Annotated in this window: 15 protein-coding genes and 1 tRNA gene; 10 read left to right on the top strand and 6 right to left on the bottom strand. The window is 65.6% G+C overall.

Annotated elements, in window-relative coordinates; translation table 11 throughout:
- Nucleotides 1–57 precede the first annotated feature (57 nt).
- The 10 genes from AC0GNR_RS12995 to AC0GNR_RS12950 all read left to right on the top strand — a co-directional run bounded on the left by AC0GNR_RS12995 (nt 58) and on the right by AC0GNR_RS12950 (nt 9022).
- Nucleotides 58–1383 (top strand): IS1182 family transposase, encoded by a 1326-nt coding sequence (locus AC0GNR_RS12995; protein WP_472899619.1) that lies wholly within the window; start codon nt 58–60, stop codon nt 1381–1383.
- A gap of 351 nt (nt 1384–1734) precedes the next feature.
- The gene (locus AC0GNR_RS12990; protein ID WP_472901372.1) at nt 1735–2940 is read left to right on the top strand and encodes a tyrosine-type recombinase/integrase; all 1206 of its coding nucleotides are present in this window, start codon (nt 1735–1737) and stop codon (nt 2938–2940) included.
- A 389-nt stretch (nt 2941–3329) separates the two neighbouring features.
- Entirely contained in the window at nt 3330–3653 is a 324-nt protein-coding gene (locus AC0GNR_RS12985; protein WP_472901371.1) for a type II toxin-antitoxin system RelE/ParE family toxin, read from the top strand.
- The gene (locus AC0GNR_RS12980) at nt 3650–3934 is read left to right on the top strand and encodes a helix-turn-helix domain-containing protein (protein ID WP_472901370.1); all 285 of its coding nucleotides are present in this window, start codon (nt 3650–3652) and stop codon (nt 3932–3934) included. The genes AC0GNR_RS12985 and AC0GNR_RS12980 overlap by 4 nt, the downstream gene beginning before the upstream one ends.
- A 7-nt stretch (nt 3935–3941) precedes the next feature.
- Nucleotides 3942–4247 carry a HigA family addiction module antitoxin gene (locus AC0GNR_RS12975; RefSeq protein WP_472901369.1) on the top strand — a complete coding sequence of 102 codons (306 nt, stop codon included), beginning with the start codon at nt 3942–3944 and terminating at the stop codon, nt 4245–4247.
- A gap of 208 nt (nt 4248–4455) precedes the next feature.
- Nucleotides 4456–4920 carry a RadC family protein gene (gene radC, locus AC0GNR_RS12970; RefSeq protein ID WP_472901368.1) on the top strand — a complete coding sequence of 155 codons (465 nt, stop codon included), beginning with the start codon at nt 4456–4458 and terminating at the stop codon, nt 4918–4920.
- A 293-nt stretch (nt 4921–5213) separates the two neighbouring features.
- Nucleotides 5214–5438 carry a helix-turn-helix transcriptional regulator gene (locus tag AC0GNR_RS12965; RefSeq protein WP_305335996.1) on the top strand — a complete coding sequence of 75 codons (225 nt, stop codon included), beginning with the start codon at nt 5214–5216 and terminating at the stop codon, nt 5436–5438.
- On the top strand, nt 5431–5787 hold the full coding sequence (locus AC0GNR_RS12960) for a single-stranded DNA-binding protein (RefSeq protein ID WP_472901367.1): 357 nt from the start codon (nt 5431–5433) through the stop codon (nt 5785–5787). Before AC0GNR_RS12965 ends, AC0GNR_RS12960 begins: the two co-directional genes overlap by 8 nt.
- The gene (locus AC0GNR_RS12955) at nt 5784–6080 is read left to right on the top strand and encodes a hypothetical protein (protein ID WP_472901366.1); all 297 of its coding nucleotides are present in this window, start codon (nt 5784–5786) and stop codon (nt 6078–6080) included. The genes AC0GNR_RS12960 and AC0GNR_RS12955 overlap by 4 nt, the downstream gene beginning before the upstream one ends.
- A complete protein-coding gene (locus tag AC0GNR_RS12950; protein WP_472901365.1) occupies nt 6077–9022 on the top strand; it encodes a DUF927 domain-containing protein in 2946 nt (981 codons plus the stop codon). The genes AC0GNR_RS12955 and AC0GNR_RS12950 overlap by 4 nt, the downstream gene beginning before the upstream one ends.
- Before the next feature lie 1011 nt (nt 9023–10033).
- Here AC0GNR_RS12950 and AC0GNR_RS12945 read toward each other — a convergent pair.
- The 6 genes from AC0GNR_RS12945 to AC0GNR_RS12920 all read right to left on the bottom strand — a co-directional run bounded on the left by AC0GNR_RS12945 (nt 10034) and on the right by AC0GNR_RS12920 (nt 19222).
- Nucleotides 10034–10108, bottom strand: a tRNA-Arg gene (locus AC0GNR_RS12945).
- Nucleotides 10109–10196: 88 nt separating this feature from the next.
- Nucleotides 10197–14450, bottom strand: coding sequence for a translocation/assembly module TamB domain-containing protein (locus tag AC0GNR_RS12940; RefSeq protein ID WP_472901364.1), 4254 nt, complete (start codon nt 14448–14450; stop codon nt 10197–10199).
- A 6-nt stretch (nt 14451–14456) separates the two neighbouring features.
- The gene (locus tag AC0GNR_RS12935; protein WP_472901363.1) at nt 14457–16520 is read right to left on the bottom strand and encodes an autotransporter assembly complex protein TamA; all 2064 of its coding nucleotides are present in this window, start codon (nt 16518–16520) and stop codon (nt 14457–14459) included.
- 8 nt (nt 16521–16528) lie between these two features.
- Nucleotides 16529–17716: a vWA domain-containing protein gene (locus AC0GNR_RS12930; protein WP_472901362.1), complete on the bottom strand. Its 1188-nt coding sequence runs from the start codon at nt 17714–17716 to the stop codon at nt 16529–16531.
- Between the two features lie 10 nt (nt 17717–17726).
- A complete protein-coding gene (locus AC0GNR_RS12925) occupies nt 17727–18341 on the bottom strand; it encodes a GNAT family N-acetyltransferase (RefSeq protein WP_472901361.1) in 615 nt (204 codons plus the stop codon).
- A 26-nt stretch (nt 18342–18367) separates the two neighbouring features.
- Nucleotides 18368–19222: an AAA family ATPase gene (locus AC0GNR_RS12920; protein WP_472901360.1), complete on the bottom strand. Its 855-nt coding sequence runs from the start codon at nt 19220–19222 to the stop codon at nt 18368–18370.
- Between the last annotated feature and the right edge of the window lie 24 nt (nt 19223–19246).

Below are 19246 nucleotides of genomic sequence, written 5' to 3'. Positions count from 1 at the left end.
CTAGGAGCCTGCGCGGCAGAAGCGCCATGAGGTCCGAATGCTTGGTAAATTGTGGGCATGGCCGCAAGTTACCTCCCCTACGAACCGCAACAGCAGCGACTGCTGCCTGACGCACTGCAAGACTGGCTGCCCGAAGGGCATCTGGCGTACTTCATCAGCGACAGCGTCGACAGCCTGGACCTGAGGGCGTTTCACGCCCGTTACGACAAGGGCGGCCCACGCAACCAACCGTTTCACCCGGCCATGATGATCAAGGTCTTGATCTATGGCTACGCCACGGGCACCTTCAGCTCGCGCAAGCTGGCGGCCAAACTGCATGAAGACGTGGCGCTGCGGGTGCTGGCCGCAGAGAACTACCCGGCGCACCGCACGCTCTCGGACTTTCGGGCACTGCACCTGCAAGAGCTCTCGGCCTTGTTCGTTCAGGTCGTTCGCCTGGCGCGCGAGTGCGGCCTGGTCAAACTGGGCACCGTGGCGGTGGACGGCACCAAGCTCAAGGCCAATGCGAGCCGTCACAAGGCCATGAGCTACGAGCGCATGCTCAAGGCCGAGGCCGAACTCAAAGCGCAGATTGACGGGCTGCTCAACAGAGCTAAGGCGGCCGACGACCTGGAAAAGAACGAACCCGACATCGACATCCCCAGCGAGATCAAACGCAGAGCCGATCGGCTGGCCGCGATCACGGCGGCCAAGCTGCGGCTGGAACAACGCCAGCGAGAAGCCGATGCAGCCCGCGGGCGCAGCCAGAACGATCAGCGCAAACCCCGGGACAAGGACGGCAAACCCAAGGGCGGGCGCTACAAGCGCGACTTCGGCGTGCCCAAAGACAGCGCCCAGGAGAGCTTCACCGACACGGACAGCCGGATCATGAAGCGTGCCGGTGGGGGCTATGACTACAGCTACAACGCGCACACGGCGGTGGACGAGAGCGCGCAGATCGTGGTGGCGGCCGAGCTGAGCAACAACGCCACCGACAGCGACCGCCTGCCCGTGTTGCTGGCGGCGGTGAAAGCCAACCTGTGCGAAGACGCCAGGCAGGTGCTGGCTGATGCGGGGTTCCGCTCGGAGTCGGTGTTCGAGCAGATCAAGGACAGTCCGAGCGAGTTGATCGTGGCGCTGGGGCGCGAGGGCAAGCAGGCGCTGGAGATTGACGCCCGGAAGTACCCGCGCAGCGCGGCGATGGATGCCAAGTTGAAGACACCCGAGGGCAAGGCGGCCTACCGCAAGAGGAAGTGGATCGTGGAGGCGCCCAACGGCTGGATCAAGAGCGTGCTGGGGTTCAGACAGTTCAGCCTGCGCGGACTGGACAAGGTCAAGGCCGAGTTCAAGCTCGTGTGTCTGGCGCTGAACTTGAGACGGATGTGCAGTTTGCGCGGCATTTGAGGGAAAACGGGGCATCTCGGGGCGCGAAACGGGGCGTTCAGACCTGACCAAGGCCGCCGTAAGGACCACGCCAAACAACGGAAGCGATCAAATCGCCCGAGGCACCGCGCAGCGGTCCTCAAATCAGTACGCGAAACGTTCTGCCGCGCAGGCTCCTAGGGCCGTGGCGTTGTTGAAACGGCGGGGAGGGGCGGTGTGCATGCAGTGTCTCCCGGTGGACCCGCGTACGGGTCAGATGTGGTAACCAACAGCAACCACAAATAGCGCTGCAGGCGGCATAAACAAAGGGTTTTGGTGCGATGGATGCAGAATGTACCCCCAAATGTACCCCCAGACCTTCAAGGATACCCCGTGAAACTGACCGACGCCAAATTGCGCACCCTGACCGACCCCGGTAAGCACTTCGACGGCGGCGGGCTTTACCTTGAGCTGACCAAGGCGGGCGGGCGGTACTGGCGCATGAAGTACCGCCACGGCGGCAAGGAAAAGCTCTTAGCCCTGGGGGTGTACCCGGCTGTGACCCTCAAGGCGGCCCGCGATGCGGCGGGAGAGGCCCGCACCGCACTGCAGGCGGGCGACGATCCGGGGGCGCTGCGCAAGGCGGACAAAGTGAAGGCCGCCCATGAATCCGCGAACACCTTTGAAGCCGTGGCCCGCGATTGGATGGCGCACCAAGCTACGCGGTGGGTGCCTGTCACGTCCGAGCGCATAGCCGCATCGTTTGAGGGGCACATTTTCCCGGCCCTGGGTGCCCGGCCGCTGGCCAGCATCAAGCCCGGCGAAATCATGGCGGCGGTGAAAAAGATTGAAGCGGGCGGCGCTGGCGATCAAGCAAGCCGGGTGCTGCAGCGCGTCAAGGCGGTGTACCGCTGGGCTGTGACACATGAGCGCATCGAATCGAATCCCATGCTTGACCTGGTGCCATCGGAAATCCTCAAGCCCCGACAGGTGAACCACCGGCCCGCCCTGTCAGATCGTGACCTTCCCGAGTTCCTGCGCAAGTTGGACGCCTATGAAGGCGACGCCCACACGGTGCGGGCCTTGCGCCTGTTGATGCTGACCGCCACCCGGCCGGGTGAAGTGCGCGGCGCACGCTGGGCAGAGTTCGACCTTGAAGCGGCGCTATGGACCATCCCAGCCGAACGCATGAAGATGCGCACCGAACACCGCGTGCCCCTGTCACGCCAAGCCCTTGAGGTGCTGCGCACCATGCAACCCTTGAGCGGTGATCGTGACCTGGTGTTCCCGAGCCCGTACTACCCCGGCAAGTCCCTGAGCGAAAACACGTTCAATTCAGCCATGGCCCGCATGGGCTACAAGGGCAGCGCCACGGCGCACGGCTTCCGTGCCCTGTTTTCGACCGTGGCCAATGAATGCGGCTGGAACCCCGATGTAATCGAGCGCCAGCTTGCCCACATAGAGCGCAACGGCGTGCGGGCTGCCTACCACCGATCAACCTACATGCAAGACCGTGAAAAGCTGTTGCAGTGGTGGGCGGACTACCTGGAAGGCCGCAAGGCGGGCAAGGTGCTGAAAATGCCCAAGCGGGCCGCCTGAATGCGTGCCCGGCGCTTGTCCTTCACCACCATTCCACGCCAAACCGTGGGGGCAGTGGGGGCAAAACCCAGAAACCCAGCAACGGCGGGGCTTTGCGGGCTGCTGGGCAGTGGGGGCAAAGTGGGGGCAGAAAGGGGGCAAAGTGGGGGCACTTTTATATGATGAAAAAAATCATTCATTCATACAAAGAAACCGCCCCATGCTTTGCCTTTCAGGGCTTCACCGCTGGCCATGGCTTGCCACCCCGGCCCCCGGCGCTGCTTTGTGCCCTGGTGCCCGTGGCCCGGAAGGCAACGCACCGCACCGGAATGCAGCGCGAAGGGCTTTCCCTGGTGCCCCCCTATGCGGGCACGGCGCTGGATGATTGAAGATAGCAAAAAGGCTATAATGTGAGCACTTGGACGGTACACCTTCACACCCACGCAGAGGCCGAACTGATGGCCCTGCCGAGCGACATGCAAGCCCGCTTTCTGCGCATCGCCGAACTGTTGCAAGACCTTGGGCCGCAACGCGTGGGTTTGCCTCACATACGCCCGCTGGACGGCAAGCTGTGGGAAATGAGGATGCAGGGCCGCGACGGCATTGCCCGTGCCGTGTACGCCGCCGTTCAAGGCCGCCGCCTGCTGGTGCTGCATGTGTTCGTGAAGAAAACACAGGCCACACCCCGCAGCGCCATTGAAACCGCCCGCCGCAGACTGGAGGCCATGCCATGAAGTCGCTTCACCAGATCAAGACCGAACTGCTGAACAACCCAACCACCCGCGCCGAATACGACGCACTGGGGGACGAATTTGAAACCGCCCGCGAACTCATAGCCGCCCGCAACCTGGCTGGGCTGACACAAGGCGAGGTAGCGCAGCGCATGGGCACCACACAAAGCGTGATAGCCCGCCTGGAGAGCGGCAAACAAGCCCCCAGCCTTCGCACAGTGCAGCGCTACGCCCGTGCCGTGGGCGGCCGTGCTGTGGTTCGCATCGAACCGGCCAACGCCTGACCCCACCATGACCAAGAAACCCCCACACCCCGGCCTTACCCTGCGTGATGACGTGTTGTCCGCGCTGGGTTTGACCGTGACGCAAGCCGCTGAACAGTTGGGGGTTTCCCGTGTGGCCCTGTCCCGCGTGCTGAACGGACATGCCGCCATATCCCCGGCGCTGGCCTTGCGCCTTGAGGCATGGCTAGGGGTTGACCGTGGCGGCGCGGCCCGCCTGTGGCTGGTGCAACAGGCGGCCTATGACGAATGGCAAGCCCGCCAGTTGCTCAAGACCGCGCCCCTGCACATCCGGCCCGCCTTGGTGCCCGCCTGACCCGATACCGCCAAGCCCAGCGGCGGTGTTTGCTGGGCACAAAAGGCGGCGGGGCCTGGTGGTACGAACACCGGCCCCGCCTGACCATCATCAAAAACAAGGTTTGAAAATGGCTGCTTTGAATTCTGCCCCAACCCGACCCCCCGCACCACGGGCACGCAACAAAGCGCGGGAGTTGGTGCCCTGCTACCGGGCAGGGGCCGGGCCTGTGTCGTTTCGCCACGGACTACCCGAGCACGAACGCGGCGTGATTGATGCGGCCCTGGGCATTTTGGGGCGCTACCTGGGGGAGCCTGGCGCATTGTTTGACAACCCCCAAGCGGTGCGCGACTTCCTGCGCTTGCACCTGGGGGCCGAAAAAACCGAGGTGTTCGCGGTGCTGTACCTTGACAGCCAAAACCGCGCCATTGCCTTTGAAACGCCCTTCAATGGCACCCTGACACAAACAAGCGTTTACCCCCGAGAAATTGCGCGGGCCGCCCTTGGACACAACGCGGCGGCGGTGATCTTTGCGCACAACCACCCCAGCGGCGCAGCCCTTCCGAGCCGGGCCGATCAAAGCCTGACTGTGACCCTCAAGGCCGCGCTGGCGCTGCTGGATATTCGGGTGCTGGATCATTTGATCGTGACGGGCAGCGAAGCCGTTTCCATGGCTGAAATGGGGCTTCTGTAGCCTTGCCAAGTTTTTGCCACGCCTAGCCCGAGGCCGATCCCCGAGGGCGAAAAGTCGGTCACCTTCACCGGCCTGGCGCTGCGTCAATATGGGGCGGTGTATGACGTTCGCCAGTCCCCCCTTTGCACGCACAAAGCTTCTTAAGTTGGGTGTGACCGTGGGGAATTGGTAACGAAATCAAGGCTTTGCAAACTGTTGCAAGACCTGTTCATCGGGACCGGGGGCTTGATACGTTTTCCGCCTAGAACACACGCGGAATCATAGGGACTCCAACAACCTACGGAGCCCCGCACATGAGCCAAACCGCCCCCGCCAAAACCCCCGAGCGCCTTCTACGCTTGCCCGCTGTTGAGCAGTTGACGGGTCTGAAAAAGTCAACGATTTACGCGGGGCTGAATGCCACGCCCCGCACCTTTCCGGCCCCGGTCCGCCTGTCCGCCCGCGCTGTGGCCTGGCGTGAATCGGACATTGCCACATGGCAAGCCCAGCGCCAGCAAACCGGGGGCCGCAATGATTGATGCCCTCATATCCGGCCGCATTCGCGGCGCTGTGACGGTGCGCACGTCAAAAAACGGCAAGCCCTTTGCATCATGGCGCATTGCCACCACCGACAAGAACGGCGACGGCGTGCTGTGTTCCTGCATTGCCTTTTCAACGACTGCGATTGATGCGGTGCAACGCCTGAGCGACGGCGACAGCTTGGCAGTGAGCGGAGAGGCTGCGATCAACGCCTGGCAAGGCAATGACGGCTTACAACGGCAAGGCCTTGACGTGCTGGCGCACGCGGTGCTGACCGCCTACCACCTGGGCAGAAAGCGCAAGGGCAGCGAGCCCCCGCAAGACGACCGCGAAGGGGGGGCCACGTGACAGCCCCCAAACCCCAGCCCGACGACCGAGCCGCACAAGCCGCAAGGGTTGCGGACTACCTGGAACAGCATCCCCACGCAACGCAAAAGGAAATTGACGCGGTGTGTGACACCGGGTGCATTTCTAAGGTGTTGTCGGACATGCCGCGCCCCGAGCTGCTGGGCATGGGCTACGGCCTGGCCTACGGCTGGCGTGAGGTGCTTTGTGTGGCTGGCACGAAAAGACGCCCCGTGCGCACCTATGCCCTGTTGCACCGCCCCCGCACCCAGCCCGACCTATTCACCGCCACATGACACCACACCAAACCACAATCACGCCCGAGCTGATCCGGTCCGGCCTGGCCTACATCCCGGCAAACCTGCCCCGTGATGTTTGGGCACAGGTGGGCATGGCCATCAAAAGCGAATATTCAGACGCTACGGGGTTTGCCCTGTTCGACCAATGGAGCGCCAGCGACCCCGACCGATACAACGCCCAAGAGGTGAAATCTACATGGCGCAGCATCAAGGCAGGCGGCGGCGTGACCATCGCCACGCTGTTGCACCTGGCCAAACAACACGGCTTCACCTTGCCCAAGACCGGGCAAGCCGCCACGCCCCCCAGCCCTGAGGAAGTGGCACGGCGTGAGCGTGACCGAGCCGAGCGCCAGCGGGCGGCGGATGCCGAACGAGAGGCAGCGCAAGCGGCTGCAGCCCAGCAAGCGGCGGCGCAGTGGCAAGACGCCAGCGACACCGGCGAAAGCCCGTACACGGTGTGCAAGGGTGTGCAGCCCCACGGCTTGCGCTTTGCGCCTGGTGGCTGGGTGCTGGTGCCCATGCGTGACGGTGCGGGCAAGCTGTGGAACCTGCAGCGCATCGCACCCGAAAAGCCCACGGACGGCGGGACCGACAAACTGTTTTTGAAGGGTGGGCGCAAGTCGGGGCTGTGGCACCTGGTGGGCAGCGTGCCCGCCGATGCGCCCCCGCCCGTGCTGCTGGTGGCTGAAGGCTACGCCACGGCCGCCAGCTTGCACCAAGCCACGGGGCACCCCGTGGCGGTGGCCTTTGATGCGGGCAACCTGCAGCATGTGGCCCAAGCCCTGCGCAAGCTGTACCCGGCTGCGCTGCTGGTGCTGTGTGGTGATGACGACCGAGACACCGAAACCAAAACAGGCACCAACCCCGGCCGCGTGAAAGCCACGGCGGCGGCCCGTGCGGTGGGCGGGCTGGCGGTGTTCCCCGCTGGCTTGCCCGATGGGGGCAGCGACTTCAACGACTTGCACCAACACCACGGCGGGGCCGCTGGCCTTGAAGCGGTGCGCAGCGCAGTGCAGGCCGCAATGGATGCCCACACCGCAAGCCAAACGGCTGCACAGAGCGCGAAGCCGGGCAAGCCCAAGGGCAGGGCAGGGCAAGCCCACGGCGGCGGCGCTGGCGGCCCGCCTGAGCGCCCCGACACCGGCCCCGGCGAACCCCCGCCCGATTGGGACCGCTTCACGGTGAACGATTCCGGCGTGTACTTCCAAGGGGTTGACCGGGACGGCAAGCCGACCGCGCCCGAATGGGTGTGCAGCCGTTTGGATGTGCAGGCCCGCACCCGCGATCAAGACGGGCAGGGGTGGGGCTACCTGCTGACCTTTGCCGACCCCGTGGGCAAGCCCAAACAATGGGCCATGCCCGCCCGCATGTTGTCGGGCGACGGCGGCGAATACCGGGCCGCCCTGCTGGGCATGGGCCTGCTGATTGCACCCAGCCCACGCGCCCGCAACCTGCTGACCCAGTACATACAAACCCGGCAACCTGCAGAGTTCGCCACCTGTACCGACCGCATCGGCTGGCACGGCACCGCCTTTGTGTTGCCCCATGAAACCATCGGGGATGAAGCGGAGCGGGTTGTTTTTCAGAGTGAGAGCGCACAGCCCAACACTTTCAGCGTGAAGGGCACGCCAGAACAATGGCGCCAGCGGGTAGCGGCCCCGTGTGCGGGTAATTCGCGCCTTGTGTTCGCAGTGGCTGCAGCCCTTGCCGGGCCGCTTTTGCGCCCGGCTGGCATGGAGGGCGGGGGCTTCCACGTGCGAGGCGATGGGAGTACGGGCAAGTCAACAACGCAGGTGGTTGCTGCCAGCGTTTACGGCAAGCCTGAGCGCTTCAAACAATCGTGGAAGTCCACTGACAACGCCCTTGAGGGCATAGCCGCCCAACACAATGACTGCCTGCTGATCCTTGATGAAGTCGGAGAGGTTGACCCCAAGATCATCGGCGATATCGCTTACATGCTGGGCAATGGACAGGGCAAGGCCCGAGCGAGCCGAACGGGTACGCCACGCACGCGCCTTGCATGGTGCCTGCTGTTCCTGAGCAGTGGCGAAAAGTCCCTTGCGGATCACATGCAAGAAGGTGGCAAGCGCACGCGGGCGGGGCAAGAAACCCGGATGGCCGAAATACCAGCCGATGCGGGCAAGGGCATGGGCGCGTTTGAAGAGTTACACGGACACGAAGGCGGGTCTAACTTTTCGCGCTACCTGACCGGGCAAGCGGGCAGCGTGTACGGTGCCACGGGCCGCGCCTGGCTGCAGTGGCTGACCGACAACGCGGGCACCATCAAGCCCCGCATTCGGGCCGCGTCCAACGCCCTGGCGCTGCAGATCGTGCCCGAGGCTGCAGGCGGGCAGGTTGAACGGGTGGGCGCACGCTTTGCCCTGGTGGGCGCTGCTGGTGAGCTGGCGACAGCGGCGGGGCTGACAGGCTGGGCAGTGGGCGAAAGCGACCGGGCCGCCCGTGAATGCTTCAATGCCTGGCTGGCGGCCCGTGGCGGCATTGGAAACGGTGAAACGGTGGCCATGCTGCGACAGGTGCGGCGCTTCCTTGAGGCGCACGGTGAAGGCCGCTTCACCTGGTGGCACCGGGCAGCCGACGACCACAACACCAAGACATTGCACCGGGCAGGTTTCCGGCGCATGTTGAACGACAGGGGCGAACCGATCAAGTCCAACAGCGACCACGCCACGGACTACGGCGACCGGATGCCATCGGCCATGGGTGAAGGTGTGACGGTGGAATTTTTCGTGCTGGCTGAAACCTTCAAGGGCGAAATTTGCCAAGGCTTCGACCCTCAAGCCGTGGCCCGCGTGCTGCTGGAACATGAATGCTTGACCCCCGACAAGGGCCGGGCCTTTGACTGCAAAGCCCGATTGCCTGGGCTGGGCAATACCCGCTGTTACCGCATCCCCGCCCGTATCTTTGAACTGGATTTGTGAGCCCTGCAGCCCAGCCCGTGCAACGCGGGCGGGTGGCTGCAGTGGCCACGGCGTGAGCGCCTGGCGGGCCGCCGATGGGCGGCGGTGCGGGAATTCTTTTCGCGCTGCATCGGCTGGGGTTTGGGGGTACCAGACACCAAAACAGGGGGTACAAGTGGCGGCGATTGGGGGCACCACCACCAAGGCCCGGAAGCCTTCGCACCTTGCCGGAACCAATTGCCCCCACTGCCCCCACTGAAAACGAGTCTGCCCCCAGTGCCAGTGGGGGCAGAATTCTTCAATGGTGACAACGACTTACAAGCGTTTTTCAGGTTTGCCCCCACTGCCCCCACTGAAAAAGAACGAGAGCCGGAAGGATGCGCGGCGAAAGGTACTCCCCGGCCTTGCCTGGTGCGGGTGGATCCGGCGGCGCTGGCGGGCAAGTTGTCGGGCCGCACCTGGGGGGTGATACACCCGGCCCCCCCTGTTGGGTCCTCCTGGCCTTGCCCCTGTGCGGGTCATTCAAACCGCGTGAGTGCGCCAGTGTGTGCAGCGGGAAAAGGGTGAACGGTGAATGGTGAACGGTGGACACCCGGCCCCCCCCTGTTGGGTCCTCCTGGCCTTGCCCCTGTGCGGGTGATTCGATCCGCGTGCCCCGACTGTTGCGCGGGGTGCCCTAGGGGGGTTAAGTGAAGATGCCCAACGACAACGATCAAGGGTAAACACTGAGCCGCCACCAAGGGTGGGGGGGGTGAAAAAGTCCAGACCCTTCACCCCCCTAGACCGATTGGTTCCCTTCGCTTGCAAAACCGCGTTATTCGAGGGGGGTACCCCCTGAGGGTGGGCGCTGTGCCCTGGGGTGGCTGGGTGAATGGGATGTACCCCCAGATTCCAAATATGTACCCCGAAATGTACCCCCATGTACCCCCGGATGCTGCTAGACTTTCTCGGAAGCTATCGCACCACGAAAACGAGTTTTCATAGGGGAAAAAGAAAAAGCCGGAAGGCTTTGAACTCTTCCGGCTTTGAATGTGGTACCACCAACAGGAATCGAACCTGTATCTAGCGCTTAGGAGGCACTCGTTCTATCCATTGAACTATGGCGGCACGCTCTTTTGCCCGCGCGGTACCGGGCAAGGGGTGTCGGGATTGTAAAGGCGTGTTGATGCGCTGGGCGGCGGGCCTTGGCCAAGGCTCAGTCGTAGCGCACGGTGAAGATCAGGTCGACCGCGTTTTCTTCGCCGGCACGGGCGCGCAGGGTGAGGTAGCGGGACACGTCGTAGAAGATGGACACGGTGCCCATGGTGCCGGCCAGGCTGCGTTCGTAGGCCAGGTAGAGGTCGCTGGAAATGCGCTTGCCCAGCGTCAACGCAGCGGCGGCGGTGGTGCCGTCGGCGTTGGTGGCCTGGCCGCGAAAGCCGAGTTCGTCCAGCCCGAGCGAGCTGGCCAGCCCGCGGTCATTGCTGCTGCTGTTGCGGGCCAGCAAGGCCATGGCGGCTTGTTGCAGCACGGCGGCTTCGGCGCCGGCGCCGGTGGCGGGGCGGCCCAGCACCAGCCAGGCGAGTTTTTCGCTGTCGGGCAATTCGGGGTCGGAAAACAGGCGCACCCGTGGGCTCTGGGCGCTGCCGGTGATTTGAACGCCGACGCGCTGGCCGCCGGTGCCTTGCTGGGGGCGCACAGCCAGGATGTCGAGCGTGGGGTCGTCGTAGGGGCCGGTGAAGCGCAGCACGCCGGTTTCGATGCTGAGCTGCTGACCGTAGGCGCGGTAGGTGCCGCTGACGGCGCGCACTTCACCCAGCACCCGCGGCGCCGGCACGGCCGGTGTGCTGCGCACGCTGAGCTGGCCGCTCAGGCGGGTTTGCAGGCCGCGCCCGCGCACTTCAAATTGATCGCCCAGGTCCAGGTCGATCAGCACGTCGGGTTGCACGCGCACGGTGTCGGTGCCTTCGGGGGCGCTGAAGGTGCCGCGCACCACCACGTCGCCGCCGAGGGTGGGGGCGAGTTCGTCGGGCAACACAAAGAGGGCCGAGTCGGTGTTGAGCTGGCCGCGTATTTGCAGCCGAGGCCCTGCGAGCTGGGCGTTGAGCTGGCCCGACAGCGTGAGGCGCCGGTCGGCCCGGTTGGACACCCGCAGCTTGGACGCGGTGGCTTTGAGTTCGATGAAGGGCTGGCGCAACACGCTGCCTTCGACCGCCCGCCACTCGGCGGTGCCTGTGGCTTCCAGCGTGCCGCCTGGCTCGGCGCCGCGCGGGCCTTGCAGGCTGAAGCGCTCGATGGTGACTTTGTCGCCGGCCAGGGTGGCACGCAGCTGGCCGTTGGAAAAAGCAAAACCGTCCACCACCGAGCGCAGGCCGAGCTGGTCGGCCTGCAGAGTGCCGCTCCATTGCGGCGCACCGCGGGTGCCGGCCAGGGCGGCGTTGGCCTGGAGCGTGCCGCGCATGCGCCAGCCGGGCGGCACGAGCGCGGACCACACGCCCACTTGGGGCAACTGCGCGGTGGCCGTGCCGCGCAGGGGGGCGCTGGCGGGCCACCAGCGGTCCAGCGTGCTGGCGCCGCTGGCCGGTGTGCTGCGCAGGCTGAGTTCGGTGCTGAGGTCGGCCGATGCCTGGCCCAGGCGCTCGCTGGCCCAGCGCAGGCTGGCTTGCACGGCGCTGCCCTGGGCGCTGAGGCTGAGCTGGGCCTGCTGTATGCCAGCTTGCAGGCGCTGGCCATTGCTGGCCTGGGCACCATCGGTTTGCACGGTGAGATCGCCACGGCTGCGCTGGAGTGCGGCCGACAGGCGCAGCGGGGTGTTGGCATCGGCCGGCAACAGCACGTCCCAGCGGCCATCAAACACCAGGTTGCCGCTCAGGCCTGCGCGGGTCAGGGGGCCGTTTTTGGCCCCTTCGGCGGTGCCCAGCACCTCCACCCAGGCCAGCGGCAGGTCGCTCAGGCGCCCGCTCGTTTGCAGGGCGCCGGCTTGCCAGACCAGGCTGTCCCAGACGATGCTCAGCGGGGTGGTGCCGAGGTGGGGCGCGGGGGGCTGGCTGGGGGTGGTGCGGCGCACGGCGGGCAGCAGCTGCAGGCGCCCTGCGCCCGCGTCCAGGCGCAGGCCCTGTGCGGTGGTTTGCCATTGCAGAGCCAGGGGCTGGTTGTTTTGCAAGGTCCAGTCGGTGACGCGGTCGTTGCGCGACGCATCGCTCACGCGCAGCTGCAGGCGGCTCAGGTCGAGCCGGCCTGTTTGCCAGCTGGCGGCGCCGCTTGGGCCTGGCTTGCTGCTTTTCAGCTGCCCCTGGGTGTCCAACGCGCCGCTCCAGGGCGCCTGGGATGCTGTGCCTTGCGCGCTCAGTTGCAGATCGTCCAGGCGGCCGTCGGCTTGCAGCCGCCAGGCGCTCAGGGTGATGCTGGCGGTGGGGGTGGTCGGGCCTGTGCTGTCGCTGCGGCGTGTGCCCGGCTGCAGCACCAGCCGGGGTATGTTGAGTGCGGCTTGCATCTTGGGCAGTGGTGCCACGGTGCCCACGGGTGCCGCTGCGGGCGCGAGGTAGCCCAAAGCGCCCAGGCCGCCTTGCCACTGGGCCGTGAGGTTGGCGCTGCCTTGTGCGGCCAGGCCGGGCTGGGTGTCGAGCCAGGCGCGCAGGGGCGGGCCCACCACGGGCAGGGTTTGCAGACCGCGCACCCAGGCGAGCAGGCGGGCGGCGTCGTCGAGTTGCAAGCGGCTGTTGCCCTCGCCTGCGCTGTGGGCCAGCAGGCCCTGCCATTGCGCTTGTGCACCGGGCACCTGCAGGGCGAGCTGGCCCTTGAACTGGCGGCTGGCGGTGTCGAACTGCCCGCTGGTTTGGAGCTGCGCGTCGGCCATGCTGATCTGGGCGTCACGCAGGTCCAGCAGGCCTTGGGTCGGGTTTCCTGGTTTGGGTTGCCAGCGGCCCTGCGCCCGCACCTCGCGCAGACGCAGCCCGGCCAGCTGCGTGCCGGCGGGCTGGCGGCCACTGGGTTGAATGAGGGCGTTCAGGTCAATCGTTTCCTGGCCGTTGCCCGACGCGGCGGTGCGGGCGGTGAGGCTGCCGTCCAGGGCCGCAGGCGCCAGCGTGCTCCACAGCAGCGCGGGGTTGATACCGCTCAGGCGCAGGTCACCTTGCCAGGCGTCGCCCACTGGGGTTGGGGCCGTTGGTGTCGTGGTGGTGGTGCGGGGCACCGACGGCGTGCCCGTGCTGCCCAACTGCACTTGGGCCTGGCCTTGCAAGCGCCCGCCACCGAGTTGGGCGTCCAGGTTGGAAACGGTCCAGCGGGTGCCTTGCTGTTCCACGTCGGCTTGCAAGCTTTGCAGTGGCAGGCGCTGGCGGTCGGCGGGTCCGCTGAGCGCGTTGCTCAGGCGCACGGTGGCGCGCCAGGCGTCGCCATCGGGTTGCGCCTGCAGCGTGCCCGAGAGCGCGGTCACTGGCGCATCGGGCCACAGGGTGGCGAGGTTGAGCTGGTGCGCGGTGGCGTCGGCGCGGGCCAGCGGTTGCGTGGCCCAGGGCATGACCTGGGCATGCGCCACCAGCGTGGGTGTGGCGCTCGGGGCGGTGGTCGAGAGGGGTGCCACGCCCGACTGGGTGTGCACACGCGCTGTCACGTCCAGCGTGGCGCTGAGCCCGCTCAGAAAGCCACGGGCCTGGGCGGTGGCTTGCAGGGTGATGCTGCTGCCACCGGGCACGCTGGTTTGTACGTCGCCTTGCACGTCCAGCGTGAGCGGCATGGGCGTTTGTGCCCCCAGCGCGGCCTGCAGGCGGTAGCGCCCGCCCGCTACTTGTAGCGACTCCAGCGTGAGCCGGTGGGCCTCGGCCATGCCGGGTGCCGGTGGCGTGTCGGTGCGGCCGTAGCGGTAAATGCCTTTGACCGCCCGCAGGTTCAGGGGTTGTGCGCCGTTGAGCACCAGTTCGTCCACCGACCAGGGCAGGGTAAGCGCCAGCGGCAAGGTGAGCGCCTGCAGTGGTTCGGTGGGGCTGGGCGGGCGCTGGTCGGTGATGTCCAGCCGCTCGATGTCGAGCGCATCCACATGCAGGCCGCGGCCCAGCGCGGCGTCGATCCACAAGCGGGGTCCGAGGCTCACACGCACGTCGGTGGCCTTGACCGACAAGCCGGCTCGCGACCACTGCAAATGCGCAATCTGGCCACCGGCGCGCAGGCTGCCCTGCACACCGGTAGCGGTCAGCACGCCGGTGCTGCCCGCACGGGGCTCGGTGTAGGCCTGGGCCCAGGCCAGGGTTTGGGCCAGCGAGCCCGGTGTGGCGGCCCACAGCCACAGCGCCACGCCAGCCGCCAGCAGCAGGGCCAGCAAGGCACCGGGTAGCCACACACCCAGCCAGCCCGCGCCGCGCGCCGTGCCTGCGACGGCCTGCAGCACAGCGCGCAGCGGCCGGCGGCGGGTGCTTGCCGCGTGTTCTACCGGTGCAGCCGGTGTTTGGGGGTCTTGAGGGGTGGGACTGTTCATGCCGCGTCAGAAGCTGAAGCCGACGTTGAGGTGCACGCGCAGGCGCTTGCTGTCCAGGCCATAAGCCAGGTCCACCTGCAAAGGGCCCACCGGGCTGTTGTAGCGCATGCCAGCGCCCACGCCCCATTTCGGGCGCAAGTCGCCTGGCATGTTGGCCACCGCACCGGCGTCCACAAACACCACGCTTTCCCAGGGTGAGCGCGTGCCGTTGCGCCACACCGGGCGCTGCCATTCGAGGCTGGCCACCGCCAGGTAGCGACCCGGCGACACGCTGCCGTCGGGCTGGGGCACGCCAATGTCGCGCAGACCATAGCCGCGCACCGTGGTGTCACCACCGGTCAAAAACAACTGGGTTTCGGGCACCGGGGCATCTTGTTTGGCCCACAGCGCGCCACCCTGCAGCCGCAGCGCCAGGCGGCCGGCGCGGCCCGTGTCGTCTGCTTCGGGGCGGGCTTCCCCCATCGGCGCGGTGCGCGGTGCACTGCCGAGCGCGCTGATCGGCCAGTAGCCCAGCCAGCGGGCCTGCGCGCGGGTGAACGGCAGCCGGGCTTCGTCCAGTGTGGTCCCCACGCCCAGCTCCACGCTCAGCCCATGACCCGACTCGGGGAACACCAGGTCGTTGAAGCGCCGGCGTGTCCACGCGTAGTTGGCCGACACCGATGATTCGGCTGGCGTCGGCAGCAGGCTGCGCAATGCGGTGTTGACGGCCCGTGCGCGGTCGTATTGCAGGAAGAAGCTGCGGTCCAGATCGGCGGTGTCCTGGGCCTGGCCAGCGCGCAGTCGCTGGCTGGTGGTGGTCGTTAAACCATCGAGCTGGCGTGCCACCTGCCCGCTGCTGATCCATCGCCAACCCTTGTCGTTCACCGGCGCGCTCCAGACGGTGCTGGCCAGTTGGTCGTCGCGTTCGAGCTGGAGTTTGTTCAAGGCCCGCCAGCCAATGCCCGGCACGCGGTGGTGCGTGTGTTCTATGGACAGGCGGGCCCCTTTGTCGGTGCTGCCGCCCACACCCAGCACCAGCATCTTGCGCTTGGTCTCGCGCACCTGCACCACCACGGGTGAGGTCTGTGCTTCGCTGACCGGGTCCACATACACAAACACCGAATCGAAATAGCCGCTTTCCGCAATCAGTTGTTGCGCGGCCTGCAGTTTTTCCAGGTTGTAGTCGCTGCCCGGCGTGAGCCCGGCCAGCCGCACCAGGCGCTCCACCGTGGTCGGGTCGTAGCGTTCGATGCCCTCAACCCGAACCTCGCCCACCTGCACCGAAGGCCCCGAGTCGAGTTCGATGTACAGGTTGGCGCTTTGGGTGGTGGCGTCAATGTCGGCCAGGCTGTTGTCAATGCGCCCGGCCGGGTAGCGCTGCGCGATCAGCTGGCGCAGGGCAGTGGTTTTGGCGCGGTCCCAGTCGGCTTGCGAAAAGGCCACGCCAGTGGCCAGCGTGCCGCTGCGGCGAATGGCTTCGCGCTGCTCGGCCGCTTGCGGGGCGGTGGCAATGTCGCCTTTGAAGTACACGTTGGCCGACGCCACCCGTGTGACCGGCCCCGGCTCGACCCGCACCGTCACCGTGCCCAGCTTGCCGCGGCTGCTCTCGGCCGCAGCAGCCTCCTGCGCTGTGGGCGTTGCCGTGGGTGCCGGCGTGAGGCTGACTTCGATCACCGGCGCGAAATAGCCCAGCGTGCCCAGCAGATCGCGCAGATTGTCCGGAGCCGCTGCCAGCAGGCGCTCCAGCTCGTTGGCGTCCAGGTCGCGCAGGGTGCGAAAGCGCTGCAGTTCCAAGTGGCGCAGCAAAAAATCGCTGAGCTCGGGGGTGGCTTGCAGGTCAATGTCAAACCGGGGTTCGGCGGGCGGGCGGGGTTGGCCGTTGCGCCGGCGCTGTGTGGGGGTTCCGTCCACGGTGGTGTCGACCACCGTGTCGATGCGGGCTTCTGCGGGCAGCAATGGGGCCGCCGTGACCACCGCAGCGGCTTGTGTTGGCGGTTCGCCCTGGGCCAGCGCCGCTGTTGGCAGCAGGCAGGCCAGCGCCAGCACCATCAGCCGTGTGACACCCACACGGCATAAAAAGGAAAGGTTCATGCAAGGGCTTATTTCGACAGCATTCTCATGGCGTCTTCCAGCCCCTTGAGGGTCAGCGGATACATGCGCTGGCCCATGAGCTGTTGAATCACGCTGATGCTCTGTCGATACTGCCACACGCCCTGGGGTTCCGGGTTGATCCAGGCAAATTTGGGAAAGGTGTGCGTGAGCCGCTGCAGCCACTCGGCACCCGCCTCTTCGTTGTTGTATTCCACGCTGCCGCCCGGTTGCAAAATTTCATACGGGCTCATGGTCGCGTCGCCCACAAAGATCAGCTTGTAGTCCTTGTTGTACTTTCGCAAAATGTCCCAGGTCGGGAATTTTTCGGCGTAGCGGCGGCGGTTGTTCTTCCACATGAAGTCGTAAACGCAATTGTGGAAGTAATAAAACTCCAGGTGCTTGAACTCGCTTTTCACCGCTGAAAAGAGTTCTTCGACCCGCTGGATGTGGTCGTCCATGGTGCCGCCGACGTCCATCAACAGCAACACCTTCACGTTGTTGTGCCGCTCGGGAATCATCTTGATGTCGAGCCAGCCCGCGTTGGCCGCGGTGGATCGGATGGTGTCGGGCAGGTCCAGTTCCAGGTCGTTGCCTTCGCGTGCAAACTTGCGCAGGCGGCGCAGTGCCACCTTGATGTTGCGCGTGCCCAGCTCTTGCGTGTCGTCGTAGTCGCGGTAAGCGCGCTGGTCCCACACCTTCACGGCGGTTTTGTTGCCACCCTTTCCACCAATGCGGATGCCCTGCGGGTTGGACCCCCCATGGCCAAACGGTGAAGTACCGCCGGTGCCGATCCACTTGCTGCCGCCTTCGTGGCGCTCCTTCTGCTCTTCGAGCCGCTTTTTCAGCGTCTCCATGAGCTCGTCCCAGTCCATCTTGGGCGCGTTGGCTTTTTGTTCGTCCGACAGGATGCGCTCAATTTCTTTGCGCAGCCAGTCGGCCGGAATGGGCTTGGTGAAGTCGGCCAGCATCTCCACGCCTTTGAAGTAGGCGGCAAAGGCGCGGTCGAATTTGTCGAAATGCTTTTCGTCCTTCACCAGCGCGGTGCGCGCCAGGTAATAGAAGTCGTCCATGGTGCAGGCGTCGGGGTTGCGCGGCCCCACCACGTCGGCGTCCATGGCTTCAAGCAAGGTCAGGTATTCCTTGACCGACACAGGCAGCTTGGCCGCCCTCAGCGTGTAAAAAAAGTCGATCAGCATGGCGGTCTCCTCAGGCTACAGCCGTGCGGGGTTTGGCGAGCTGGTGCGTCAGGTGCGCCTTCACCGTGGGCCACTCGGTGGCGGTGATGCTGTACACACAGGTGTCGCGCAGCGTGCCCGGTGCGTCGGCGTGGCGGTTGATCTGGTGGCTGCGCAGCACGCCGTCGAGTTTGGCTCCCAGCCGTTCAATGCCGCGGCGGCTCTGGTGGTTCATGAAATGGGTGCGGAACTCGACCGCGATGCAATCCAGCTCTTCAAACGCGTGCGTCAGCAGCAAGGTCTTGCATTCGGTGTTGAGGGCGCTGCGCTGCACCGCCCGGCGGTACCAGGTGGCGCCAATTTCCAGGCGCCGGTTGGCCGCATCGATGTGCAGGTAGGTGGTCATGCCCACCGCCTTGCCGGCGGTGTCCAGCACGGCAAAAGGCAGCATGCTGCCGGAGGCCTGCAACGACAGGCGGTTTTCAATGTCGCACGCCATCAGGTCGGGCGACGGAATGCTGGTGTACCAAAGCTTCCACAGTTCACCATCACGCACGGCCTCGCACAGGTCGTCATGGTGCGCCATGGAAAGGGGCTCCAGCGAGGCGTGAGCGCCCAGCAGGGTCACGGGGTCGGCAAAGCTCATGCGTACACGCTTTCAGTGCCCGGTGTTCAGCGGTTGCGCTGGTTCATGAACACCAGCTTTTCAAACAGTGTGGTGTCCTGCTCGTTTTTGAGCAAGGCGCCCACCAGCGGTGGAATGCTCACCTTGCTGTCGGCACTTTGCAGGGCTTCCAGTGGAATGTCTTCGGCCATCAGCAGTTTGAGCCAGTCCAGCAGCTCGCTGGTGGACGGCTTCTTCTTCAGGCCTGGCAGGTTGCGCACGTCAAAAAAGGTCTTCATGGCCGCGGCCAGCAGTTCTTTTTTGAGGTCGGGGAAGTGCACGTCCACGATGCGCTGCATCGTTTCGGCGTCGGGAAACTTGATGTAGTGGAAAAAGCAGCGGCGCAAAAACGCGTCGGGCAGTTCCTTTTCGTTGTTCGAGGTGATGAACACCAGCGGCCGGTGCTTGGCGCGCACCATTTCGCGCGTTTCGTAGCAATAAAACTCCATGCGGTCGAGTTCACGCAACAGATCGTTGGGAAACTCGATGTCGGCCTTGTCGATCTCGTCGATCAGCAGCGCCACCGGCTGGTCGGCGGTGAAGGCCTGCCAGAGCACGCCCTTGACGATGTAGTTGTGGATGTTTTTGACGCGCTCACCGCCATCGACATCGGCCATTTGCGAGTCGCGCAGCCGGCTCACCGCGTCGTATTCGTACAGGCCCTGCTGCGCCTTGGTGGTGCTTTTGATGTGCCACTGCAGCAGCGGCATGTTCAGCGCCTGCGCCACCTCTTCGGCCAGCATGGTCTTGCCGGTGCCGGGCTCACCCTTGACGAGCAGCGGGCGCTTGAGCGTGATGGCCGCGTTGACGGCCAGCATCAGGTCCTGGGTGGCAACGTAGTTTTGTGAACCTTGGAATTTCATGGCGGGGCATCGTGTAGGCGGCCA

Source organism: Hydrogenophaga sp. LT287, from assembly GCF_055702805.1.
This window is presented reverse-complemented; position numbering and strand designations above follow the sequence as displayed.

Excerpts from the sequence above, each read along its gene's own strand:
- AC0GNR_RS12995 (WP_472899619.1), top strand. The coding sequence starts at position 58 with ATGGCCGCAAGTTACCTCCCCTACGAACCGCAACAGCAGCGACTGCTG.
- AC0GNR_RS12980 (WP_472901370.1), top strand. The coding sequence starts at position 3,650 with ATGAAGTCGCTTCACCAGATCAAGACCGAACTGCTGAACAACCCAACC.
- AC0GNR_RS12975 (WP_472901369.1), top strand. The coding sequence starts at position 3,942 with ATGACCAAGAAACCCCCACACCCCGGCCTTACCCTGCGTGATGACGTG.
- AC0GNR_RS12965 (WP_305335996.1), top strand. The coding sequence starts at position 5,214 with ATGAGCCAAACCGCCCCCGCCAAAACCCCCGAGCGCCTTCTACGCTTG.
- AC0GNR_RS12960 (WP_472901367.1), top strand. The coding sequence starts at position 5,431 with ATGATTGATGCCCTCATATCCGGCCGCATTCGCGGCGCTGTGACGGTG.
- AC0GNR_RS12950 (WP_472901365.1), top strand. The coding sequence starts at position 6,077 with ATGACACCACACCAAACCACAATCACGCCCGAGCTGATCCGGTCCGGC.
- AC0GNR_RS12940 (WP_472901364.1), bottom strand. The coding sequence starts at position 14,450 with ATGAACAGTCCCACCCCTCAAGACCCCCAAACACCGGCTGCACCGGTA.
- AC0GNR_RS12935 (WP_472901363.1), bottom strand. The coding sequence starts at position 16,520 with ATGAACCTTTCCTTTTTATGCCGTGTGGGTGTCACACGGCTGATGGTG.
- AC0GNR_RS12930 (WP_472901362.1), bottom strand. The coding sequence starts at position 17,716 with ATGCTGATCGACTTTTTTTACACGCTGAGGGCGGCCAAGCTGCCTGTG.
- AC0GNR_RS12925 (WP_472901361.1), bottom strand. The coding sequence starts at position 18,341 with ATGAGCTTTGCCGACCCCGTGACCCTGCTGGGCGCTCACGCCTCGCTG.
- AC0GNR_RS12920 (WP_472901360.1), bottom strand. The coding sequence starts at position 19,222 with ATGAAATTCCAAGGTTCACAAAACTACGTTGCCACCCAGGACCTGATG.